This window comes from Paenibacillus sp. FSL R7-0198 (assembly GCF_038000415.1).
In the GTDB taxonomy this organism is placed as follows: domain Bacteria; phylum Bacillota; class Bacilli; order Paenibacillales; family Paenibacillaceae; genus Paenibacillus.
Genome location: NZ_JBBOCB010000001.1, coordinates 684,400 through 708,788 on the forward strand (window position 1 = coordinate 684,400; position 24,389 = coordinate 708,788).

General features: G+C 42.6%; 26 protein-coding genes. 1 reads left to right on the plus strand and 25 read right to left on the minus strand.

The window, feature by feature from the left end:
- Nucleotides 1-197: 197 nt before the first annotated feature.
- From MKY87_RS02745 to MKY87_RS02855, 23 genes are all read right to left on the minus strand, one after another.
- Nucleotides 198-371 (minus strand): hypothetical protein, encoded by a 174-nt coding sequence (locus MKY87_RS02745; protein WP_340962824.1) that lies wholly within the window; start codon nt 369-371, stop codon nt 198-200.
- A 90-nt stretch (nt 372-461) separates the two neighbouring features.
- Complete coding sequence (locus MKY87_RS02750; RefSeq protein ID WP_340962826.1) at nt 462-986, minus strand: hypothetical protein; 525 nt, start codon at nt 984-986, stop codon at nt 462-464.
- Nucleotides 976-1,398, minus strand: a complete 423-nt coding sequence (locus MKY87_RS02755; protein ID WP_340962827.1) for a MerR family transcriptional regulator — start codon at nt 1,396-1,398, stop codon at nt 976-978. The genes MKY87_RS02750 and MKY87_RS02755 overlap by 11 nt, the downstream gene beginning before the upstream one ends.
- Nucleotides 1,399-1,626: 228 nt before the next feature.
- The gene (locus MKY87_RS02760) at nt 1,627-3,210 is read right to left on the minus strand and encodes a sigma-70 family RNA polymerase sigma factor (protein ID WP_340962828.1); all 1,584 of its coding nucleotides are present in this window, start codon (nt 3,208-3,210) and stop codon (nt 1,627-1,629) included.
- A 226-nt stretch (nt 3,211-3,436) separates the two neighbouring features.
- A complete protein-coding gene (gene gerQ / locus MKY87_RS02765) occupies nt 3,437-3,895 on the minus strand; it encodes a spore coat protein GerQ (RefSeq protein ID WP_445669447.1) in 459 nt (152 codons plus the stop codon).
- Between the two features lie 75 nt (nt 3,896-3,970).
- Nucleotides 3,971-4,393 carry a cell wall hydrolase gene (locus MKY87_RS02770; protein WP_340967368.1) on the minus strand — a complete coding sequence of 141 codons (423 nt, stop codon included), beginning with the start codon at nt 4,391-4,393 and terminating at the stop codon, nt 3,971-3,973.
- Between the two features lie 160 nt (nt 4,394-4,553).
- On the minus strand, nt 4,554-6,236 hold the full coding sequence (locus MKY87_RS02775) for a hypothetical protein (protein ID WP_340962830.1): 1,683 nt from the start codon (nt 6,234-6,236) through the stop codon (nt 4,554-4,556).
- 204 nt (nt 6,237-6,440) lie between these two features.
- On the minus strand, nt 6,441-7,190 hold the full coding sequence (locus MKY87_RS02780) for a glucose 1-dehydrogenase (protein ID WP_340962832.1): 750 nt from the start codon (nt 7,188-7,190) through the stop codon (nt 6,441-6,443).
- A 146-nt stretch (nt 7,191-7,336) separates the two neighbouring features.
- Nucleotides 7,337-7,729, minus strand: coding sequence for a DUF2500 domain-containing protein (locus MKY87_RS02785; protein WP_340962833.1), 393 nt, complete (start codon nt 7,727-7,729; stop codon nt 7,337-7,339).
- A gap of 207 nt (nt 7,730-7,936) precedes the next feature.
- The gene (locus tag MKY87_RS02790) at nt 7,937-8,506 is read right to left on the minus strand and encodes a hypothetical protein (protein ID WP_340962835.1); all 570 of its coding nucleotides are present in this window, start codon (nt 8,504-8,506) and stop codon (nt 7,937-7,939) included.
- Nucleotides 8,507-8,759: 253 nt separating this feature from the next.
- Entirely contained in the window at nt 8,760-9,863 is a 1,104-nt protein-coding gene (locus MKY87_RS02795) for a collagen-like protein (RefSeq protein ID WP_340962836.1), read from the minus strand.
- 316 nt (nt 9,864-10,179) lie between these two features.
- A complete protein-coding gene (locus MKY87_RS02800; RefSeq protein ID WP_340962837.1) occupies nt 10,180-10,773 on the minus strand; it encodes a C39 family peptidase in 594 nt (197 codons plus the stop codon).
- A 43-nt stretch (nt 10,774-10,816) separates the two neighbouring features.
- Complete coding sequence (locus tag MKY87_RS02805) at nt 10,817-11,359, minus strand: GNAT family N-acetyltransferase (RefSeq protein WP_340962838.1); 543 nt, start codon at nt 11,357-11,359, stop codon at nt 10,817-10,819.
- Between the two features lie 43 nt (nt 11,360-11,402).
- A complete protein-coding gene (locus tag MKY87_RS02810) occupies nt 11,403-11,897 on the minus strand; it encodes an AAA family ATPase (RefSeq protein ID WP_340962839.1) in 495 nt (164 codons plus the stop codon).
- A 35-nt stretch (nt 11,898-11,932) separates the two neighbouring features.
- A complete protein-coding gene (locus MKY87_RS02815) occupies nt 11,933-12,475 on the minus strand; it encodes a GNAT family N-acetyltransferase (protein ID WP_338587172.1) in 543 nt (180 codons plus the stop codon).
- Between the two features lie 28 nt (nt 12,476-12,503).
- Nucleotides 12,504-13,250 (minus strand): class I SAM-dependent methyltransferase, encoded by a 747-nt coding sequence (locus MKY87_RS02820; protein WP_340962840.1) that lies wholly within the window; start codon nt 13,248-13,250, stop codon nt 12,504-12,506.
- A gap of 34 nt (nt 13,251-13,284) precedes the next feature.
- Nucleotides 13,285-13,707: an NUDIX hydrolase gene (locus tag MKY87_RS02825; protein WP_340962841.1), complete on the minus strand. Its 423-nt coding sequence runs from the start codon at nt 13,705-13,707 to the stop codon at nt 13,285-13,287.
- A gap of 95 nt (nt 13,708-13,802) precedes the next feature.
- Nucleotides 13,803-14,873, minus strand: coding sequence for a CHAP domain-containing protein (locus MKY87_RS02830; protein WP_340962842.1), 1,071 nt, complete (start codon nt 14,871-14,873; stop codon nt 13,803-13,805).
- 119 nt (nt 14,874-14,992) lie between these two features.
- Complete coding sequence (locus MKY87_RS02835) at nt 14,993-15,418, minus strand: NUDIX hydrolase (protein ID WP_340962843.1); 426 nt, start codon at nt 15,416-15,418, stop codon at nt 14,993-14,995.
- Nucleotides 15,419-15,481: 63 nt separating this feature from the next.
- On the minus strand, nt 15,482-16,117 hold the full coding sequence (locus MKY87_RS02840) for an SMI1/KNR4 family protein (RefSeq protein ID WP_340962845.1): 636 nt from the start codon (nt 16,115-16,117) through the stop codon (nt 15,482-15,484).
- Nucleotides 16,118-16,325: 208 nt separating this feature from the next.
- Entirely contained in the window at nt 16,326-17,105 is a 780-nt protein-coding gene (locus tag MKY87_RS02845) for a phosphotransferase family protein (RefSeq protein ID WP_340962846.1), read from the minus strand.
- Between the two features lie 214 nt (nt 17,106-17,319).
- Entirely contained in the window at nt 17,320-17,529 is a 210-nt protein-coding gene (locus MKY87_RS02850) for a hypothetical protein (protein WP_340962847.1), read from the minus strand.
- 146 nt (nt 17,530-17,675) lie between these two features.
- Entirely contained in the window at nt 17,676-18,953 is a 1,278-nt protein-coding gene (locus MKY87_RS02855; RefSeq protein WP_340962848.1) for a WD40/YVTN/BNR-like repeat-containing protein, read from the minus strand.
- A gap of 336 nt (nt 18,954-19,289) precedes the next feature.
- Here MKY87_RS02855 and MKY87_RS02860 point away from each other — a divergent pair, with 336 nt between their 5' ends.
- Nucleotides 19,290-20,219 carry an L-lactate dehydrogenase gene (locus MKY87_RS02860; RefSeq protein WP_338587177.1) on the plus strand — a complete coding sequence of 310 codons (930 nt, stop codon included), beginning with the start codon at nt 19,290-19,292 and terminating at the stop codon, nt 20,217-20,219.
- Between the two features lie 185 nt (nt 20,220-20,404).
- On the opposite strand, the gene MKY87_RS02865 is transcribed toward MKY87_RS02860, so the two are convergent.
- Together MKY87_RS02865 and MKY87_RS02870 are read right to left on the minus strand one after the other, a co-directional pair.
- The gene (locus MKY87_RS02865; protein ID WP_340962849.1) at nt 20,405-21,613 is read right to left on the minus strand and encodes a hypothetical protein; all 1,209 of its coding nucleotides are present in this window, start codon (nt 21,611-21,613) and stop codon (nt 20,405-20,407) included.
- A 63-nt stretch (nt 21,614-21,676) separates the two neighbouring features.
- Nucleotides 21,677-24,253 carry a hypothetical protein gene (locus MKY87_RS02870; protein WP_340962851.1) on the minus strand — a complete coding sequence of 859 codons (2,577 nt, stop codon included), beginning with the start codon at nt 24,251-24,253 and terminating at the stop codon, nt 21,677-21,679.
- Between the last annotated feature and the right edge of the window lie 136 nt (nt 24,254-24,389).

Here is a 24,389-nt window from a genome sequence, read left to right on the forward strand (position 1 = left end):
TACACAGTCAATCCGTGTCCTATGACAACGAAATGGCACAAACGCCTTTTTTCTTTAACAAAAGTCTCGATTACGCTGTTTCCCGGAAATAATTTTTTCTAAATACGCCGTTATGATTCTTATTTTTACACTAGTTGAATCCTCTGCAATGTGTGTATTTGTATTGATAAATGATTAAATTCCAGATCATCAGATAGTTATTCCTTTTCATTTTCTGTAATACGTGTGACTGCTCGAACTACAACATCAGGGTAGTTATTTTGAATGATAATTTTGGCTTCAGCTATACTTTCAGCTCTCAATTCTCGAGTGTATATGATTCCATAAGAATCTTGGAATTCTACGGAATATTCGATTACCTCTCTGTCCATTTTTAATCACCTGCCCTTTGTTATTGTGCTTTACAATCACATTATCAATAAGTTTACGCATTCGTAAAATACGTTGAGCGCTCCCTTCTACTAGTAGTTTATTCGATAGTCCTTTTCAAGATAAGCATATTCACTGTCCCTTGTTTGATACGTTCTTGGTCTGATAACTAATAATTCCTTATCTGATTCAGCCTTGTTAGACGAATTAATTTCGAGTTTCATCACCCGTTCAATGACTTGATGGTCGATATGCTCATCTTTTACATCTTCTTCGTCTACAAAGCGAACTGTTATGCCCTGTTTTATTGCTTTCCAATTATCATGACTACTTTGATAACATAATTCCACATTAATCAATGCCTCATCACAATCTATTCTGGACTGTGTGTAAAACTCAATAAATACGTCTTTATCTTGTGAACCTAATTTTATTTCATCTGTTTCTGTTTCGAAATTCCCATTCAAATTCAACCCTCGATAAAGGCCTTTTGGGAGATGAATACGTAATAATGCATTTTCAGTTAAATTATTGACATAGGTGAGCTCAATCCATAAATGATTCATTCCTTCTTCTTTTTCCATCTTTTTTTTAGCCAGCCGTAGATTAAACATCATTAGATTCCCCCCTTAAAACCTGTGAAACAGAATCAATGACCTTCTGTTTTAATTCGGCAGAAACTCGAGGACTTAATGTAATTGAAACATCATCTGTTATTGTCAGAGTTTCGTTTTCCAAGACACGGTCTGGACTATATAAACTCATCAATTGGCCGATTTTTTCCACTTCATTTAAAGAAAGAGAATTTAATTTTTCTTGGATGGATGCTAAGTTCTCACCAGTTCTTGATAAAGTTATAATTGCTCGAAAATAATGAATGTGTTTATCGGTATATACTCTTTTATTTCCTACCAACTCTAACGGAGGAACCATGCCTATTTGTGTATAGTACCGAACCGTCCTCAGATTCATCTTAGTATCATCTTCTTGAAGAATTTCTGAGATACGCTTTGCAGTGTACTGATTCATAACCTCACTCCTTTACACTTTAGTGTATACCTGTACAGTAAACTGTAATATGTACAGTTTACTGTACAGGTATACATCTAGTCAAACAACTATTAAAAAAGGAGGAAATCATTTTGAGAATCACAACTAATTCCTAATCAAACCAAAGAGAGCATCGTCGCTCATGCTTCGACATGGCTGGATACTCTCTTTTTGCAATACTTTATTTTCTCAGATTCTATCCACTGATTACGATGTCGACTCAATCTCCACTACGGTTTCCGAAGCGGGGTTCCAGCGCCACTTGGCTTGTTTCCCGCTTGCGTTATGCAATCCACCGATCCAGAATTCATCCTGCTTCAGCAGTGCCCAATCGACTTCTTCATTCAACACCTGAATTCCGAGTTCCGTTAGCGACAGGACTCCGTCACGGAATTTTTCATCATGCTGCTTGAAATTAGGGAAAGTGGTTGCACCGCTCATCTGAAGTAAAGCATGAGGTCCTTCTGTCATCCGCTTCAGATGTGCCCAGTATTCAAGATCACCCATCCCGAGAATATGCAGCTTGTCCCCTACCTCGCGAAATAATGGATACGGATGCTCTACCCCTGCTCTAATGGTCTCCAGTGTGGTCTGCTCAATCAGCCCCAGACCGTTCGATACAGATGGCAGACGGGACAAATGTGCCTTAAAGGCAGCTTTCGCAAAGGGTAGTGCAGAAGTGTCTGCCTGCAAGTAATCCAGATGATGCCGGAAATCAGTCGACGTATAGGCTTCCCAGAACTGTGCACCGGCTTGTAACTCGTTTCTCTCAATCACATGCCAACTGCCGGACAGACGTTCAATCTGTGTGGAGGTAAGCTGTCCCAGTCCTCTAAAGTGCTCAATCTCTGAATACGAGTCAATACAGAGCAGATTCAGTTTCGTATTCTGGAGTGCTTGTCCTCTGAAATAATGTAACAGATACGATAACATCGTCTGATCATAGAGATCGTATTCGAACCATAAGACAATTTCCTTATATTGTTGAAACGACTGCAACTTGCGCTCAAGCTCCTCAATCTTCAAGTATTCCGCCGGTGGAATGCCCAACTGTTGTTCTAATACGTATGCCCGATTCTTCCGCTCCTTTGCATCTTTCATATCTTTGGCAACCGGTCCAAACGTGTACAATTCTCTCCATACGAGGATCTCTCCCTCGATTCCACTCTCTCTTAGACGATTGGCAGCGTGATCCCCATTCATAATGTGTAACAATCCTTTTCCCCCTTCATACAAGTCACTGAATACAGAGACCAGATCCCTTGCAGGAATAGAGCGCTTGAGTTTGGATCGGGCATCGAACAGTCTTTTCTTTAATGCAGGTACCTTGACCCCGAGGAAATCCGATATTTCCTTGAGCGAGTATCCTTCCAAATAAAACAGTTCAATAGCAATCCGCATCGATGATGGCAGTATTGCAATAGAATCACGCAGCGTACGATGCATTTCGTTTTGCACCGCTTGTTTTTCCGGATTATGCGCCTGATCCTCTTCATGGAATACATGCTCCAGCTCCTGAACTGGAATCATGGTATGTTGCTTGCGTCTTAGCCAGCGATAACACTGCCTCTCCACGATCACCTTGAACCACCCGGGAAAAGCCTCTGAGTCCTCCAACTTGGATAGATTGCCAAAGGCTTCAGTAAACGCCTCCTGCACGACATCTTCAGCCCAAAATGTATCCCCCAGTCGGTGATAGGCAACAGCAAGAGCCATCCCGCGATATTGAGACATCAGTTGTGCGTAAGCTTCAGGTTCGCCCTTCATCGCTCCTTCAATCCATGAATTCAATGCTATGGACTCCCTTCATATAAGCATGCTGCTTGTTCTATTCATGTATAAGTGCCATGTTATCGCCAAAAGGTTACGTATAACTCTAAACCTATAGTAACCTTCGTATATATGTTTATGTAAAAAGCTGTCCTGTCTGCGGATTACCTCCACATTCAGGACAGCAAAGTATATCAATATGTGTTAGACATGTCAGTTATCTATCAACATGATGAGGTGCCAATGATTATCTGCTTGGAGCTTGCGGGTAATTGCCTACCACTCCTGGATATTGATACAGCAACGGCTCATCAAATGTAGCATAGTCGAAGTTGACCATCAACAGCATGATCCGTCTTCCTGTCTTCGGGTCACTGATGATAATGTGGTCACGGCCCGCTGCTTCAATAATACCTTGGAATATGCGAGCGTTCCATTCTTTGTTACCTTCATATGTCATGTAGAACGTACCAAATTTACCAAGGTTCAGACGTAAAATATTCTCAATGTATGACTGCTCAAACTGTGGAGCTGTTGTTGTAATCACTGCACCAGTTGGTGTCATTGGGCTTCCACTGGATACGAGTGGCGGTACACTTGTGGAGCTTGGTGATACCATCCCTGGCGTTGGTGACATGGTAGGCATTCCGTTACCGATTTTGTAAGAAGTACCTTGAACCTGAGAATTAGCTTGTTGACCCAACACAGAATTTGCTTGCTGACCCAGTGTTTGAGTTGTTGGTTGATAAGGCTGATTAATCATGATGATTCCTCCCAAAATTTAATATACTTCCGGACAGTCTTCGCCTGAAGGACTGAAGAAACAATGCGCTTTGAAACGTCCTGTATTTTGCTGGTCATACCACGTTGGTGGGCAGTCGCCCACAGGTCGGAAAAACCACAATGAATTGCTCGCTGGCCAGATGCGCTCTCCATTGATCACCCGTTGTGCCAGACGAATCTCGGATTGCCTCGCCCGTTGGTAGAAGTAACCCTTCTGTGTTGACTCGTAGCCTCCTGGATTCTGGAATACCATACGATTGATATCGCGAATATCCTTAAAGTCTAGACAATCCACCAGCACCCGGTTCACACCTACATTGCCCACAAGCAACATACCCTGTTCGCCGTCACCTTCAGCCTCTGCCCTCATGAGCCTAGCCAGCAGCTTGACGTCCTCTGAGTTGGCTTTAACAACAGCCATAGTCTGTTTCCTCCCTTGTTTCAGCTGTTCATCACCGTACATCGTATTGTGCAGGAGCCCATTCGGTGACACGATTCCATCTTTTTTCCATAAAAAAAAGCCCGGAACCTCACCCAAGGTGAAGTCCCGAAGCAACTCGTTTCTTATAATACTCGCCTGTTTAAGGCTTGGCTTCAATCCAATAATCATAGGCATGAACAATGTTGCCTTGATAAGCCTGATATTCGGCCAACAGATCCGGAAGCTTGGCAAGCTGAAGTTCCATCTCCGCTGCCCCTTTTTCATAAAAAGAAATATGAGGACCTTCGTGATTCTGCTTCATTTCGACCGAAATCATCAAACTTTTACCGAAACGATCCGCGATCTCCATCTCCTGACTCACAACAGCAGCAATCCCATTGGAACCTTCGGCGTTGTTACGGAAAGCCATCAGCGACACATGATCGAGTGTACGGATCATAAACTCCGCTACAGATGTATCCTTTCCTGGCAACGCGAAGCTATCCAGCCATACAGCAAGATCTGCGCTTGTTTCGAGATCACTGTCCTTCTTTGTTTCTTCCTGGAAAAATGTAATGTTGGCAGCCCATTCGGTCAATAAGGTGTCCCGACTATTCTCCCACTCTGGCAATGTGTAAGGCTCAATATCCAGATGGATGCCTTCAAATCGTTCATCCGGTTCGGACTCAGCATTATAGTTTTTCACATAATCAATCAATCGCTGAATGCGTGGACGATTCTCCTTTTTGCCCCAGATGGGGTGTCCACCCATCGCATGGATCTCAATGCCCTGCGCTTTTGCCCGTTTCACAAAACTGCGGTAACTGGAATAGGGTTGATCCAGGTCCAAACGGACATACAACCAGTTAATATTCTGCTCTCTAGCAAATGCTAGTATGTGCTCTCCCCCGTCATTCGTCACCTGAGAGGCCTCCCAGATATACGTTCCTCGAATCTCTGGCTGATTGGATGGAATCTCCGGTGATGGCAGTTCCGACGGCTCCAGTTGTCCCCAGTATACGATGTCATGTACAGCAGAACCTGCGTAGGAACTATGCTCGCCGAATGCGGAGGCAACTTCTTCAATAACACTTTCCAGTTGTGCTGCACCTTTCCCGGCAAATGACGTGAACTCCTCGCCAGGCATGGGCTTGGTGTTCAACCCAACCGTGACGCTCACATGGCTGGCATCTGCCCAGTTCATTTCCTGTTCAATCAAACGTATAATACCATTGTTCCCTTGCGCGTTATCACGGTAAGCGAGTAAAGTGACATGCTCCACTTGTTCAATGAACCAACGTGACAATGGTTCGTTATCTGCATCCTCAGAAACTCTATTTCCTGTGACGGTATAGGAATCCAGCCAAAATGGCAGGTCAATATTCACTGCAACTGCGCCATCCTGTCTCACTTGCTCAAATAACAGATTCATATTGGCTACCCAGGATTGCACCAGTGGCTTGGCATCTTCTTTCCAGGCTGGTAACACATAGGGCTTGATATCCAGATGTATGGCATCAAATTGCTCGTTGGGTTCAGCAGCTTGATTGTAATCACTTACCCACGACGCTAATCTGAGCATGGGACCCTCACGGCCACTGAGTGCCCAGGATGGATCGCCTCCCAGCGCTTCAACCGCAATACCTGCATGGCTTGCTTTGGCTATAAACGTCTGGTATACCTCCTTGGGCAGCGTCATGTCTACATTCACGTACAGCCTGTTTATCTTATGTTTAGCTGCATTGGCCAACAGCTCATCTCCGTTGACAGACTGTGCCTGCCATACCCAGGCCGCCCGTATATCTGCGCCGTCAGCTTCAGCAGGTGACTCATTCCCTATCATTATCATCCCTCCGATCAGCAGTAACAGCCAAAATACCTTCCGGGATTGTTTCCCGAACATATACTCCCTCCATTCCTCTACTGTTGTAAAATCACATTTATTATAGCAACCGAGTTATTAAAAACAAATAAGCCCAAGTGCTTAACTTGGGCTTATTACTCTTAAGTTGGGACAGCTTAGGGCTCGCCCGGCTCAATCCCGGTTCTAGTCCTCATATATCATTTTTCGGGTCATGCCTCCATCAATAACGAGGTTGGTCCCTGTGACAAAGGTATTGCTTGGGTCAGATAAATATAAACAAGCACGGGAGATATCCGAAGGAACACCCACACGACCGGAGGGATGCTGTTCATGATCCTCCTTTTTCAATTTCTCCACGTCACCTGTCTCAATCCATCCCGGACTGATACAATTGACCCGAATTTGGTCTTTGCCCAATGAGACCGCCAGCGCATGTGTCAGAGCTACAATCGCTCCTTTGGATGCGGCATAAGCTTCGGTATCTGGTTCAGACATCAGTGCACGGGTAGAAGCCATGTTGATAATGGCACCTCCATGTTCATTGCTTTTCATATGTTTGGCTGCTTCCCGACTCGCCAAAAAGCAACTTCTCACATTGGTATTGAGTACATCGTCCCATTCTTCCAGCGTTAATTCATAGGGGGACTTCCATTTTGCAAGCCCTGCGTTATTCACCAGAACATCGATCTGCTTGAATTCTTCCATGGTTGTGCGAAAAAGATTCGTAATATCCTGCTCGCTCCGAACATCACATTGCACAAAAATGGCTTCTCCGCCTTCATTACGAATGGAAGCTGCGGCTGCGGCACCCTCGGCTTCCTTGTGATCGGCAAGTACAACTTTGGCTCCAGCGACCGCATAAGCCTCAGCCACACTTCGTCCTATTCCCTGAGCGGCCCCGGTTACAACAACGACCTGATCTGTAAATGACATATTGATTGCCTCCTCTATTGTAATGATCCTTCGATCATAATCTTATAAGCCTCTTCTTATATAAAAACACGTTAGGCCCATTAAGAAACGCTTGTCCAACAAATAATCAAAAAAAACTCACGCCATTCTGGCGTAAGCTGCTCAGTTTAACCCCGTAGGCGTTCGGAATATACGCGATTATATCGCTTGAAGCCTACATAACGCGTTCCTTTGAACGAGAGCCGTCCTTCGTCCCCCTCAGCACACAAACCATACTCTTCGCCATTGACTTTGAATTCGAGCCGATCTCCACTTTCCACTTCAAAGGTGACGTAGTATAACGTTCGTGCTGTACTGCCTGGTTCAGATTGCGACTGACTCATTTTCATCCGTCTGCTGGTGATTCGTGAAGGCACGGTCAATAGCGGCTCCGAGTTGTTGCGTCCCCACCTCCATACCTCCTTTCCCATCGACAGAAGGACTATACCTATAATCAGAACAAATACAACCGGAAAGACGGTTCCAAACAAATCAAACATCCAAGATGATTCAATGCCCATGTCTCTCCCTCCGTTCATACAACTTAGGACAGCCGGAGTCTTGACCCGTCTCCTGTAATGTATATGCACGTAAACAAAGAACTTGTTATCCGGATTGAAATCGAACCGTGTGAGGGGAAAACCCTCCGGCAGAATACCGAAGGGTTGCCTCATACGAAAATAAGTACTATTTCATTATCTAATATTCTACTGACTAGCAGCCATGTTTTACTTAAAGGTTGTTGCAAATCGTTGATCCGACAATATAACCTGATTAACCTGTCCCTCTTTTGTCAGCATGAACGATGCACGATAGATAGCCAAATCATCTTTTTCCGCTTGCAGCGACTTCTCATCCAGGAATGTTTCCTTCTGAATATGATAGGCATAATCAATATTACGTTCAGATTCGACCAAAACATGTTCCTTGCCATACAGATCGAGAATCTCTTGATGTGTCATCCCCGCCTCTGCCCCGCGAGCCGTCTTAAAGTACCCTTTCGAGTCCTTATTCAAGATGATACTAACGACTTTGGCATCCCTATAACCAATCGTGATCCCGTTATTGTATTGATAGGATTGACCCACACCGGTTGATGTTCCCTCACCAAGAATTTTCTCCGCTTCTTCCTGACTCATTCCATACGTAATCTTATCCTCACTGTCGGTCTTTGTCACGGCCAGATCCTGTTCTGAAAATTCGTTTGGATTGAATTTGCTATTGCTGCAAGCCGTGATCATGATTAATAATAATGCCGCAACAACCCATGTTATTTTTCTCCAGTGTCCATTCTTCATGTACTCACCTCTGAGGTTTTTCCAATATTTTATCATATTAACAACTGAAAAAATAATTAGTGGTGACGTTTTCACCATTCCTCACAAAACAAAAAGGGTATCCGATATGTAGTTACTCCTGTACCATTATCCGCTCCAACTGAGATAACAGCTTCAAGGAAATACTGTTATCTCAGTTCAAGCAAACCCATGTTACCATTGTGGATGCATATTTAATAAAGCTGAGGACAATTAGCCTAGCCTATTACCGGATTCACGCTAATTGTGTGATCACAAGATGTGCCGATACAGGTCTAGTTCCGCCTGCAAGTGGCGTAATTGTTAATGCAGTAGCATTACCAGCCGGGTTCCGCACGGTCAGAATAGAATTAATTACGGTTGTCTGCACCAAAGCCATACCAACAATCTGAGACGTTCCCGTTGCTCGCCCAACTACTGTGGGAGCCAGATCTGCCCCATTGAGGGTTAAGATTAGTTGACCCGCTTCATCGATGCTCACTTGGAACAAAATCTGATACGTACCAATAGCTGCCAGATTGAAGGAACTAGGACCCGTGCGTGAGATAGTTGTTCCACTTGTTGGCCCATCCTGAGGAAAGCTTACATCTGTACCGGGAGCAACCGTTGCTGCATTATCAGGTGGCATCAGCGCGAAAAAGTCAGCGAATCCCAGTACGCTTCCGGCTGCTCCTGTTGCACCTGTAGCTCCCGTGGCTCCAGCAGGACCCGCTACTCCTGTCGCACCTGTCGTGCCTACTGCTCCAGCAGTACCTGCCGCTCCTGTTGCACCGGCTGGGCCTGCCGGGCCTACTGCTCCAGCGGGTCCTACCGCTCCTGCTGCACCGGCCGGGCCTGCCGGGCCTACTGCTCCTGCAGCTCCTGTCGCACCCGTCGGCCCAACAGCTCCAGGAAAACCTTGAGGTCCAATTGCTCCGGCAGGTCCGGGATTACCTTGCGGACCTTGTGGCCCTACAGCCCCTGCTTCTCCCGGAATCCCCTGTGCTCCCATAGGTCCAGCAGGTCCGACCGGACCTTGAGAGCCTACCGCTCCAGCAGGACCAGGCTGTCCCTGAGGTCCTTGTGGTCCAGGTGGCCCCCCCGCTGGTCCTTGAGCTCCAGGTGGCCCTTCAACCCCTTGTCTACCTGGAATACCTTGTACGCCCTGTACGCCTTGTATACCTTGGGGTCCTGTTGGGCCAACAACAGTAGGGGTAGATATATTCACTTCTGGAGGCGGACATTTTACTCGAACAAACTTTTTGACCACTTTTAATCGGCGTTCTTTTCTTTTAACTTTACACGGATGTAATATTGCCTTTTTTCTCTTCATACGTTTCTTCACTTCTGAATGACTCACAGTGTGGACACCTCCCTATAGACATGGTTTAACGTACGTATGTAGATGAAAAGATGCGTGGACGAACAACCATTTTAACTAAAAAACTCCGCTAATTATCTGGTAAAACAATAAAATCAGTAGCAACTGCCTATACGTTTGATCTATTTTGTTCATAACCATTAATTGAGTCGAGCTGGTTTACGTAACGATAGTTGTTCAAAAAAACTCATGCCATTTGGGCATGAGTTTCATGATTTAACCACGCAGACGTTCCGAATAATGCCGATTAGTTCGTTTAAAGCTAATAAATCATGCCCATTGAAAGAGAGCCGTCTTAAATCTGCGTCGGATGGACGACGATATATGAGTTTTGACAAAAGGGCAACCATGACCTCCATAATGTGTTCAGTTCACTAATGCTGATTTTTCGATTGTAATATTCTTCATCACAATTAATCTTGTGGTCTAACGATTCTGCCAAGTAAAAATGCGTTTCATCATAACCAACGACGGGAACAAAATGCAAATAACGTTGTTTGGGATGTACTCTAATAAATAAAATAACAGGCACACCCTGGCTGATCTGTCTTTTCAACGTATTCTCATTACCACGTAAGTACATTACCTGATATCCTAGCTTCCTGAAAAAAACAACGACCGCTTTGGGATATACGGTTCCATCCAGTAATTTGCGAGGATAGGTTTTATAAATCTTTGTTCCGTTGGACTCCACCCCGAAATGTCTCAAGACAAACGCACTGGAAAATGCAGCGCATTCGTAGTTTTTCTGAATATCCAACCGATTTGAAGATTGAATGTAATATGTGCTCGGCACATTGACTGTGTATATGCGATCTTTCTTAGGGAAACTGAAATAAAGGGAGATCACCCAGAGAATAATCAACCAAAGTAATACATTGAGAAACAATTCGTGACCTCCTTCGTCTCACCAAGATGACGTACTCTACCGTTTAAGTATGCCATTCACTAGACAATAAACTATAAGTCACAACATTCTCATAATGGTCATAGACCCATTGAGCTTCTCTGGATGTACCCTCATTTGTAAATCCGATTTTCTCAGGTATTGCTCTGCTTTTAAAATTGTTTTCTGCACATTGAATGATTACACGATTTAACTTCAACTCGTTAAAGAGATATTTAAGCAATTGTTCTATTGATATGGTGATGATTCCTTTGCCCTGTGCTGACTCTGCTAAAAAATATCCAATGCTCGTTGCTCTATTGTTCCAATCAATATAATGCAATCCTAACATCCCGACCAATTGTTCATTGAACCATATTCCGGAATCAAAACCGTTCCTCTCTTCATAATTATGTGTCCATACTTCTATTACAGAATCTAAATCGCTGGGCGATTGTCTTTTATCAACCCAGAGTAACCACGCTCTCAAGTACTTTCTATTCTCATCAATCAACGCGTACAACTCATCTCTATCTTGAGATTGGATCAGCTTTAATACAATAGATTCATTCACTTGTAAAGGTAGCATCCTGTTCCTCCACTCAATCTAACTATCAGGTTATTTTAGGTGTTCATTCCTCGCACCAGTTCTTTAAAACCCATTCTTTAACTTGTTCAGCTACTCCCACTGCTGTAAGTTCTGTCGTATCAATTGTTTGCATTGGCGGGTCAAATGCAGTTTTCGAATTCTGGAGTAGCCAATTTGCAAAATTCTTGTGATCTTCGATCGAGTTCTCGTCCCACCCACGGGCTCTTAAACGTGTCTCGCGTGTAACATCGTCACAATGTAAATTCATATATAGAATTCGATCAAATCGATCTATGTAATCGGATGATGTAATATTTTCCGGCACCATCGTTCCGCATAAAACAGTCCCTCGTCCACTTAGCGATATGTTATACGCAATCCTTAACCAATTCTCTTTGGCAATCTGCCAATCCACGTTATCGATGATATCCATATCAAAGACGTCAAATTCGGGAAGTTGCTTGCGAACAAGCGAAGAGATCGTTGTTTTTCCTGTTCCACTTGCGCCTGTCACTACAAAAAGCGGTAATTTTCTCATAACAAGCCCCTTTAGTTAAAATAAATTTTGATTTATTACGTTCTCCATTGATCTGCTTTCAAGCCATAAATAATCCTGTTTAAATATGCACCATTAATATATTCGTAATCTCTTAATTCACCTTCACGTTGAAAGCCTAATTTTTCAGGAATTGCGCGGCTTTTGAAGTTGTCTGTTGCTATGCCAATTTCAACTTTATTTAATTCAAGTTCATCAAATGCGTGAGCAATTAACACTTTAATCGATTTTGTAATAAGTCCCCTACCCTCATATTCCTGACCTAGCCAATATCCTATTTCAGTCTTCTTGTTTTCTTGATCAATGTATAAGTATCCAATAGAACCAGCAAGCTCGTCTCCACACCAGATTCCTAACCAATAACCATCATCTTGAGCATAGCGTATACGTGTTCCCTTGATGAAATTTCTTGAATCATCTTCTGTTAATGTCATACTGGGGAACTTCAACCACGCTCCTATATGATCCCTGTTTCGATCGATCAAATTATATAATTGGGGTGCATCTTTCATTGCCAATAGCGATATATAGGTAGCAGTATCCATTTGATATTTAAACATAACCCACTCTCCGATTCATTTCATTTAATCACCGTTTTCTTGCTTTAATCACAAAGGATACAGGTAACATCTTCGCTCTTTTAAGGAGACTATCGCTATGATTATGTAATTGCATGATTTCCTCATCGGATTCTTCTATCATTTGTTCAATGACAAATCCCGCTTTTGCTAACGCGTTGACATAGGTTGATATTTGACGATCAGCTAAAACTAATTCTCCCTGACAAAAATCAGGAGACACCGCATACCAAGATTCATCAGAATATGACTTATTGAAAACAAATCTATCATTTTCTTCAACGACACATCTATGAATTGGATGAGACCAGCTGAAAATAAAAATGCCATCTTTCTTTAAATAAGAAGCGATTCGGCTGAAAGTAACTTCAAGATCGGTTGTCCAACCTATGGCATAAATCGAATACACAGCGTCAAAATAATTAGTAGGAATACCACATCCCTCTTCCATGGGTGAACATATCAATGTTGCAGAAATGCCGTATGTCCTCAAGTGATGTTCTGTCTTTTCTATCTGTTTCTGGGATATATCCATACCCCATAGTTCACCAGCTTTGCGGTCTCCATGATACCGCAAGGATTGACCATTTCCACAGCCCACCTCTAACATCTTTAATCCTGAGACATCACCAAAAAGTTGGTGTTTTTTTTCTGAAATAAATGCTCCATAATGTGGAAGCACGATTGCTCTCAAAAAGTCATTCCCTTTTGTATCCCAATAAAAGCTGTTTGTTTCATAAACACTGTGCTTGTTCATCTGATAGCCTCCTTTATACACTACATTCAGAACATTACTTGTTACCTTCGTTGAAATATGTAATCTCATTGCCATAAAGTAAGCTTTTAAAGCCGTTCTTGTAATAAGGCATAAGCTCATCTGCCTGTGTTATATCCAACCATGCAATCTCAGAGATTTCGTCTGGTCTTGATATCTCTTCTCTCCCTCCGACGATTTCCGCTCTGAAGGTGATAAAAATGGCATGTTCTTTAACTTCTTCAAATTTACACTCGTTTATTGCTACAATACCCTGGACGCCAACATCAAGTCCTGTTTCTTCTTTGGCTTCCCGGATTGCTGCTTGTTCCCATGATTCATCGGCTTCAACAGCTCCGCCAGGCAGTGACCAGCTTGAACGTCCTACATTTCTTACTGCAAGCACTTTAGATTTGGATGGATTGGTTAGTAGTGAGTATACAACATCGACTCGTTTCATTGATTGAACTTCCTTTCTGATATTGATCTTCCTATGTTTTTGATATAAAATTCATAACCTCAAGATACATAAACTAGCACACCCATGTATATCAACTAAGTTGGTCTATACTCTCCTTGAAAATTAAATTGATAGCTTTCATCTACACGGATATATCCGAGAATACAATGTCCTCTTTCTCTGTATAAAACGCTAGAGTAGTTTTTATTGTCTGTGTTCCCCTCTGCAACCAATAATTGATCACCGTCACAGGCCAAAACAATTCCAATGTGATCGTGAGAATTATCCGTTAAGAGCTTCTCATAAATGACTATATCACCACGCTCTGGTTCAAATCCTTCTTGCATATCCTGATAAAAGAATTCTGTTTCAGCTAGCTGAGCCCAGTCCAACCAAGCACCCACCCCAGCTAATCTATACATTCGATTAGGATATCTAATAGGGAGTTTTATTCCAACTTTCATACAACAATGATATACGAATGCGGCACACCAATTGGCTTCAAGTACTTTACAGATATCAGAATCCGGCCAATACCTGCAAATTTCCTGATATCGTTGATCCCCTGAAGTACCAATAATATTTTGCCTTGCCAGCGTTTCTGCTAAATCAGCTAACTTGGAACGCCGCTCTTCAGTATTTATGTGAACTGTTTGCACATTAACATTAACGTCTGCTTTTATGTTCTCCTTCGATATCCCCAATTCAGTAAATACATTCTCTAATCTACTTATCTCTATCTTTGATAAGCTTCTACCTGGATTCTGGAAGTACATCTGAAACAGTATGGCATCTTTAATAATCTCTTCATATGGGCCATGAACTAGATGTGTATCTTCCTGATAAAAGATTGATTTAAGTATGATAGACAGTTCATCTGTTGTAAAAATTTCAGCACTGCGTAATATCGGTCTAACAGCATCCGCACTATTAGGACCAGGAAAGTCTTCAATTCCTGTTTTGTAGAAATAAAAACCGTGGAGTAACCCTGCAATCGCAGTAATTTCCGAATCCTGTACTCTTTTCATAGCAAGCATGGAAGCAAAATTAGAAACCCCATAAAGATGAACCAACATACCTTCCTTGTTATTACTTTCCTCAAGAAGCATTTCATGAACGAGACTACGAACAGTGTCCAGCCGTTTAGATTTCTTTCCTGAACTCAAACTTTGGCCTCCCTACCTTTCTTGACTGGGTCATATTCGGCTTTATTCCTAGACCCATATCTATGATGAATCTGCAATTAAAAGTAATATTAGAGAATACACTGTAATATGTAACACGCTTAAATATTATTCTTATCACTGAACTCAATGCAAAAAGGTTGCATCTCAGGTTTTAAACAATACTCTATTCTTTCTCTGAAGTTTTTCCATTCGACTTTTAAAATGGCTTCTTCAATCGGAAAGAAACCAGACTCTAAGCTCTCCGTTGATGTGATTAATTCTCCTCCTAATGGTTTGGCTAGAAATAATGTGTTACATATTGAATTCTCGATATTTTGAAATATTCCACAGAATTTGATGATTTCGATGTCGATTCCGGACTCCTCTTTTGTTTCTCTGATCGCAGCTTGACTTAGGGATTCTCCTTCTTCTACTTGACCACCTGGCATTTCCCATCCTCTTCGCGGTCCTCTAATAAGTAATAATTCATTTTGTTCGTTGATCACAATTGCAGCGGCAGATAAGATATGTTTTGGAGGGCTCATTTATTCGACTCCTTATAAAGAGATTGGATATGAATTGAAGTTCTTTATTCTAATACGAAGCCATTAATCCTTCTTTGACAAAGTGAGCGTATAGTTCTTGCCATCATAATTATTTACATTTTCAATGTGTCCTTGTAAATGCCTATAATAACGTTCAGAATTTTCATTATTCCAATTCCAGAAATGCGCGCCATTACATATAATTAGTCTTTCAAACCATCTCTCAAAATTCATATTTACCTTAATTACGCTATCAATGAACAACATTTCAGTCCAATACAAATAGCTAGAAAATCTATCAATGCATTCATTCGTATTTATAAAAAGCATATCTCCATTATCCGAACCTATTGGAATCCAACCCTGCGGTATCATGCTAACATAATCATAATCAATGTACACCTGTCGAATCATGCTTAAGCTATACAATTGGATCCCCCCTCCGTAAAAAGGATGCACGAATAGATCTGCTCCATTATGATTTAGTAAAAAAGCTTTATAGTCCCAAGGAATAACTAAATTTAACTCTTCAAATAAAGAATCGATCTCCTGATTAGATGAACCCGGATAAAACGTAAATCTTGCAGGCTCACTATAACCAGTTGAACCTTGTATTAATAATGAATTATTACTATCTAATCTTTTCTTCAAACCCTCTAAAGTTAACTCAACTATATTGAAGATTTCCGAAGATTCCATAAGATTTCATCCCTTTGCTTAAAGTTATCGTATACAGGTCTTGAGTTCACGACTTCCTCCGAATTAAGCTCAATCGCTAGTTGCTATGTGGATAGTGCGTGCGGTTGTGTTCGTGTGAACTTACTTCTCTAATGCACTCAACAGATCAAGATTCAAATGACTGAAACGGTACATTTTTTAATCTGAAAGAACATGATTTATAGCCAGACTAAAAGAAGTTATATATCCCATCTTCAAAATAATTGTATTCTTCGTCCGTTATTCTTAACTTTCCATACCCTTTATAAAATATTTCTCTATCTCTTTCATTATCAAAAGCATTATGTTTCGGTCTAATGGCTAACGCTACATCATATCTTGGATCGCCATAAGCTGCTCCTGCCCAGTCAATAACTCCAACAATATTGCAATCATTAACTAGCACATTATCTATAGTAAAATCTCCATGGATGAAAGTGTTATCTATTGGTTTTGGTCTTCCTTCTTTCAACTGTTGAAGTAGTTCTTCTGATCCGTCTACAGCAAAGTGAGTAAGATTATATTCTGCTTTATTAAGCATTGTCTCTAACCAAGGAGTGTCATTGTTCAATAATTCAACAGGACAAGAGCATTCATGTATTTTCTTTAAACAAAGCCCAAAGTTAAAAATCGCTTTTTCTTTACTTTGGAGGTCAGGCATCGTAGAGAGAAATTCTCTTAAACTTATTCCATCAATGTAATCCATCAGAAGCCATCTCGATGTGTCCTCAATATGAAATAAATATGCCTTTGGAACAGGGAGTCCGGTATGGTAAAGGTATTGGAGCACCTTATAATCATCTAATAACCATTCATTATAAAGATCGTTTTCTGTCTTCTTGATGACGTACTTTTGATCAAACGTATCCAGTATAGCCACAGTAGAAGTATGACCTTGCTTAGTAAAAGTGATTTTCTGAACTTTCCCTATATGTTCTTTTATTTCATTTGGGAGATCCTGAATATTCACGTTCATGGTTTCATCCTTTCTACTCTCTGATGCCCTTTCTCTTTCAGATAAAGTCAAAAAAATCCACATTTTGAGTGATTTACCTTAATTATTTCTATAATAACCCATACTGCAATATTTGCGTAGTACATTTAAAAGCGCATACATTTCTCTACAAATCAAAAAGAACCCTCCCGCAGGAGCGTTCTCTGTGAATGATCCGTGAATCATAAGCCTATGCGTACATTAGATCCATAAACCCGCGAGTTACATCTTCACCTTCGGCTGGTTCGGGCTGGTCTGCCTGTGCGTGTTCTGCCATGCAAGCCTTCACTGCTTCCTCTGTGGTACAACGATTCGCATCGTCACATGTGTAGCATAATTGAAGCATATATCTGGTTAATTCATCCGCCTGCGTGAATTGAGTTTGACCGTTGGTTATCATCTTCATCACTCCTTCTCTTGTTGAGTTAAATATATCACCTTCTAGTGGATTTATTTGTGATTTATTTCACAAACTAAACAAAAAAAGAAAAGGAACCCTCTGGCTCCTCACTTTCCTTATCTATTCACATCTACAACACTCTACTTTTAAAGCACTTTCCAATGTACACCGCCGTCCACCGTTTGCAATAACAACGATCTTTTAGCATCTGTATTTTCAACCAGTATCCAGCCAAGCTTGGAGGTAACCATCTGCATCTTCACAATTTCAGGATAGTCTTCGAGAATTTTCTCCAGTACACTACTTGAAGGAAGAGCGCTCCATGTTTTTCCCGCATCCTTGGTGTAGTAGGTTATGCCCTTTTGCATCGCCCAACCTTCTAAAGCGTTCAGAAATACCGGTGAAAGGTTACGATTCGGACCCGTTTGTTTGTTTAAAGTGAAATTGGACAGCTTCCAGCTCTTTCCTCCATCGGTGGTAAAGAATCCATTGAATGTCGTGCTCTCCCCTTGGGAACAGGACATTGATATCCAGGCTGACTGCGCTTCACGTCCAAAAAATTGTGGTGAACTAACACTGAAATTACCACACCCGTTGAATTTGTTTCGATCAAAAAAGGATGGTCCAGTATCCCAGTTCTCTCCGCCGTCTGATGTTACATACAACTTCGGTGTACCGAACTCAAGCGCTGTTAAGAAACCATGCTTTGGATCGGAGAAAGTCATCCCCGTTGTGTATCCACGTTTGGAAATCTCTTCTGCTTCCTGTTTGCCGTCTTCATCACTGGATGACATGCGGTTCCAAGTGATTCCACCGTCCTCGGTGAAGTGAAGTTTCTTGTCCTGTTTACCAATAGCGGTATCAACCGTGGTGAGAATCCAGCCTTTCTCAGGAGATACAAATGAGATCGCGGTCACTTTATCCGTTTTGGACAGAGAAGACAGGCTCCAAGTTACGCCCCCATTGTTGGTGCGAAGCACCATGGTATCTGTTCCACCCATGCCTTCACGAACAATCCAACCATGTGCACGATCTACAAAATAAATGCTTTGTCCATATTTAGGGTTAGCCGGAAATTGTACATTTTCCGAAGGTGAAATATTGGTCCAGGTCTTTCCCTGATCCTGAGTGTAGTACAGACGCAGCGCATTCCGCGTCACACCCCACGCCAATCCTCCGTTGTCATTGAGCAACTGAAAATCGGTCAAACGGGTCTGTATTTGGTACTTGGCCATATCTGCAGATTCTGTACTGTTCACAGGGGGAACGACAGTTAATGTCTGCCCTGTATTCCCGGCGTCCTCCTGCTGCTGCGGAGGTTCTGCTACCGGAGGTTGATCTGAGTCGGTGCATGCAGCCAATACAGCTGCTATACCTATAGACAGCAATGCTGTCTGCGCGATTTTAATCCATTGCGAACGCAAGTGGGTTCCACCTCTCTCATCCAATATACAGGCGCGCATGCCTGTCCTATGGCGTTTTATTTACGATTCATCAGAATCCACTGCTCCTATTCTACCACAAACCTTATGTAAAAGGCTCATTGGCTACGTATGCGCTGCCCGCTCCCTTTTTCCAGCTGATGCTCTAGGCTAGATGTCGCACATTTATTACCATTAATTTTATCCTAAACTGTTTTTCGACGGAATAATTGGTAAAAAGACATGAAATGTGAACTATTTTATAGACAACACTCGCTTTATACTCTCTAATCCCTTAATATGGATGGGAGTATAAACCAAAAAGGAGAGGATATGAACATGACAAATAGTGCAGCTCTGAAACCAAGTCGTGTCGTGATTGTAGGCATGGGTGCGGTGGGAACAACAACGGGATACACGCTAATGTTGAGACAGCGTTCGTCCGAGTTGGTATTTGTGGATGTGAATCATGATAAAGCAACAGGAGAAATGCTCGATATGAACCACGGTCTTCCATTTACGGGAGGCGTGAAAGTATGGGCTGGCGATTATTCCGACTGCAAAGATGCAGATATCATTATTATTACAGCGGGTGCTTCCCAGAAGCCGGGCGAAACCCGGATTGATCTGCTGAAGAAAAATGCAAGCATTTTCAAAGATATCATTGAACGTATTACTGAAGTGAATTCTCATGGTATTTTACTGATTGCAACCAATCCTGTAGATATTTTGTCCTATACTTCATGGAAACAAAGTGGATGGCCTGCTTCCCGTGTCATCGGTTCAGGTACATTGCTCGACAGCGCACGTTTCCGTTACCTGATTGGTAAGAATAAAGGGATCGACCCGCGTAGTATTCACGCACATATTATTGGTGAGCATGGAGATTCCGAAGTACCGGTATGGAGCCTGGCTAACGTTGCAGGAACAGATCTGGAATTGGATGAAGAAACACAACAGGATATCTTCGACCGTACCAAAAATGCAGCGTATGAGATTATTAATGCCAAAGGAGCAACTTCCTATGCAATCGCACTTGCTCTGGACCGCATTGTAGCTGCAATTCTCGGCAACGAAGGCTCCGTTCTGAACGTATCCACGTTGCTTGAAGATTACAATGGCGTATCGGATGTTTATCTGGGTGTTCCATGTGTAGTCGATCGCAACGGTGTGCGCGAGATTCTGCCTCTTCCGTTGAATGAATCCGAGAAAGTGGCTTTCCAGGCATCTGCTAACAAATTAAAAGAACAGATCGCTGGATTGGAGTAATCCACGTATAAAAAATAACCACCTGTATTCCTGTATTAAGGAGTATTCAGGGGGTTATTTTTTTTCTAATTTTTATTTAGTTTACATAACATTTATTCCGTCAATTCTAATCTTTGAACATTTTTTTGATTTCTGGATTTTGAATCATTCAATGTCTACAGCTACAGGGTATTACTAATTACTAATTACCAACTCTCAGTTACTCTAAATACCACATCAACTGTGTTCGAGCCTGGACCACCAATATTCAATATGGCTAAAGTTACAACCTGATTCTCCGGAAGAGTGAAATCCAAAAGTTCTTGAGAGGCCAATATTTTGGTATTCCCTGCTCCCCCTCCTGTAATGCCTTGAAACACCACTTCTCCACCTGTAATTGTTGTAGAGGTATTGTTGACTAGTAGTGCGGTCTCGCTATCAGGAATAATCGTTGTAGCTGTGGGAAAATTAACAAAAGCTCCATTTAACGTCCCTCCCACAAGCACTTGGTAACTTAGATCTACGGATGAAATAACATTGATTTCTTCCAAATTCACCTGAACCGAATTCGTTCTAGCCGAACCCGCTGGAAACACAGCTTTTCTTGTAAATGAAATTACGGGTGTTAACGTTGATGTAACATTTGTTATTCTTCTTCTTTCGGAAGTGACTCTATAGGTTGGTTCATATTTGCCGATAATACTATATTGTCTTCCACCCACAAATATACTATAAGCAGCACCGGTTCCATTATTAGCAACTTGTGCTCTTAACGGAAGATTTGGATCAACAAAGCTTGTTTGCCCTGTTGGGGAGAATCGATGAACGGTAATTACCTCTTGGGCTAACGTTACGGGATCAGGGATAACCACTCTAAATTCAATCACTCCGTAACCATACCATGTAAACACAATTTGGTATATGTTCCCTTTTGATAAGTTTAGTGTAGCTCCGCTTGGTCCTGTCCCGTTTAATGGATCTACATTCCATAAGCTTTGAGGAACTGTCGTATCAACTCCTGCTCTACGCACGGTTACAAACACCGTAGTACTGTTCACTCCAAAAAAGGCTCCGTTTTGAGTATCAAATAATCCCCATTGCGCCACTTGGTTACCTATTGGCAGAGAAGGAATTCGAACCCCTATCCCCGCCTCTCCTGCATAACCCGGTTCATATCGTCCTCGCAATACACTTTCTAAAATGGCTGAGTCTACGCCACTGGCAGAGTTGCTCAAATTATACTCAGTCGCGTTATTTGTAACCGTGCCAGCACCAGTAATCGTAACTGCATCTCTAAGGATCGATAAACCATACACAGAGGTTAGCTCCACAATTGGAGTTTTTTGTGCTACACGCAACTCATCGAATTGCGAACTGACATTTGGCCCAATATTGGAGATGATAATATCTGACAATGTTTCTCCTCCTTTGCAGAAAGAGGGAGAAGAAGTAAATATTCTTCTCCCCGCTTTTATTAACTACCATTCTTCAGTGACACTAAAGGTTGCGGTGACAGAATTCGTACCACCACTTAAGTTAGCTACAGCCAGCGTGACAAATTCAGTGTCTGGTAATTGAAAATCCAATAATGACGCAGAAGCTAAAATTCTGGCACTGCCTTCTACGCCAGCTGCTAAGCCTTGTAGTAGTACCTGACCTCCAGTAATTGTCGTTAGCGTGCTATTTACTAACAGACCTGTCTCCGAGTTTGGAATATTCGTCGTTGCCGTTGGATACGTCGCAAAGGCTCCATTAATGGTTCCGCCTAATATGATCTGGTAGTATATATCGTCTGAGGTTACAAGGTCGATCCCTTCAAGTTTTACACTGACTGAATTCGTTCGGCCTGAACCTGCCGGGAAAGTTGCTTTTCTTTGGAAGGACAAAATTGGTGTAAGAGTCCCGGTTGCAGTTACGGTTCTTCTTTCAGAAGTAATTCTGAATACCGGACTATATCTGCCCACAATGCTATATTGTCTTCCTCCAACAAATAAATTAAGTGCAGATGCTGTTCCATTATTCGAGATTTCAGCACGAAGAGGAAGATTAGGGTCGGCCAAGCTTGTTTGCCCGCTTGGTGAGAATCGTTGAACGGTAATTACTTCCTGCGCTAAAGTCGTAGGATCAGGAATAACAACTCTAAACTCAATGACTCCATAACCGTACCAAGTAAATAAAATTTGAAATATATTCCCCTTAGCCAGACTAAGTGTAGCTCCGCTAGGACCGGTTCCATCTAATTTATCAACGTTCCAGGAAGCTTGAGGAATAATCGTGTCAGTTCCTGCTCTTCTGACTGCTACAAAAATTCCGTTTGCCACACTCTGGCCAAAAAACAAACCATTTTGGTCATCAAAAAGCCCCCATCTTACCACTTGTGTTCCTGTAGGGGCAACAGGCAATCGCACACCGATTCCCGCTTCTCCAGCATACCCTGACTCATACCTTCCCCGTTCTGAGCTTTGAAGTATTGCCGTATCTGCTCCAGATGCTGTCGTGGTTAGTTGAAACTCTGTGTTGTTGGTTCCAACCGTTGCAGCACCCAAAGTAGAGACGATGTCTCTTAGATTAGATAGGCCATATACCGAAGTTAATTCAATAATCGGTGTTTTTTCACTTGTTCTTAATTCACTAAATTCAGAACTAACATTTGGGCCTACTCCCACTATAGTTACGGTAGGGTCTACTGTACCAGTAGCTCCAGTTTCACCGGTTGCTCCAGTTACACCAGTATTTCCGGTTACACCAGTAACTCCAGTGACTCCTGTTGTACCAGTTACTCCAGTATCTCCAATTGCACCAGTCACTCCAGTCACTCCGGTAACTCCAGTTGCTCCGGTAACTCCAGTTGCTCCAGTTGCTCCTGTGGCTCCAGTGGTTCCTGTTGCTCCAGTTTCACCAGTTACTCCGGTTACACCAGTTACTCCAGTAACTCCGGTAACTCCAGTTACTCCTGTTGCCCCAGTTGCTCCTGTGGCTCCAGTTTCTCCAGTGGTTCCTGTGGCTCCAGTTACTCCAGTAGCTCCTGTGGCTCCAGTTTCTCCAGTTACTCCAGTGGTTCCTGTTGCTCCAGTTTCTCCAGTTACTCCAGTGGTTCCTGTTGCTCCAGTTACACCAGTTACTCCAGTAGCTCCAGTTACTCCGGTAACTCCAGTTACTCCTGTTGCCCCAGTTGCTCCTGTGGCTCCAGTTGCTCCTGTGGCTCCAGTTGCTCCGGTTACTCCAGTTACTCCAGTGGTTCCTGTTGCTCCAGTTACACCAGTTACTCCAGTAGCTCCAGTTACTCCTGTTGCCCCAGTTGCTCCTGTGGCTCCAGTTGCTCCAGTTTCCCCGGTTGCTCCAGTTTCACCAGTTACTCCGGTTACTCCAGTAACTCCCGTAACTCCAGTTACTCCTGTTGCCCCAGTTGCTCCTGTTACTCCAGTTACTCCTGTTGCTCCAGTTACACCAGTTACTCCAGTAGCTCCAGTAGCTCCAGTAACTCCAGTTACTCCAGTTACTCCTGTTGCCCCAGTTGCTCCTGTGGCTCCAGTTTCTCCAGTGGTTCCTGTTGCTCCAGTTACACCAGTGACTCCTGTTGTACCAGTTACTCCTGTATCTCCAGTTGCCCCAGTCACTCCAGTCGCACCAATAACTCCAGTTACTCCAGTTACTCCGGTTACACCAGTTGCACCAGTCACCCCGGTAACTCCCGTGGACTCGTTTGCACCTAACAGTTCTGAAGATACAATACGATGGGGCGTTACAAGCTGCCCGGCAGAATTTTTTCCCCAAACTGATATTTCTACTTGCTGCTCTGCGAGACCACTTGTTGTAAAGATAAATTCAAATACATCCAGGTTTGCAAAGTAGTTCTTCGTTATTGCTTGATTCGGATTTATACTAATAAGTTCAAGTGCGTATAGAGTTCTGATTCCATTCAGATAATAACCTTGAATTAAGATACTCGCATTATTGACCAGATCTCTATTATCGATCTTAATCGTCAACTGTTGTGTTGGCCTTACGCCACTAACTGGATTATTCTCAATCGGTCCAGTTGATAAAGTAGCCATGTTATCCCCTCCCCTCACATGCAGTTTAATCTTTGGCATCCCCTAACTTCTTTACATAAAGTATTCCAATTCATGCCAGGGGTGAGAGGTATCGCATAATTCAGTATTTGAGAACTCAAAAAGCCTGTCACTTGGA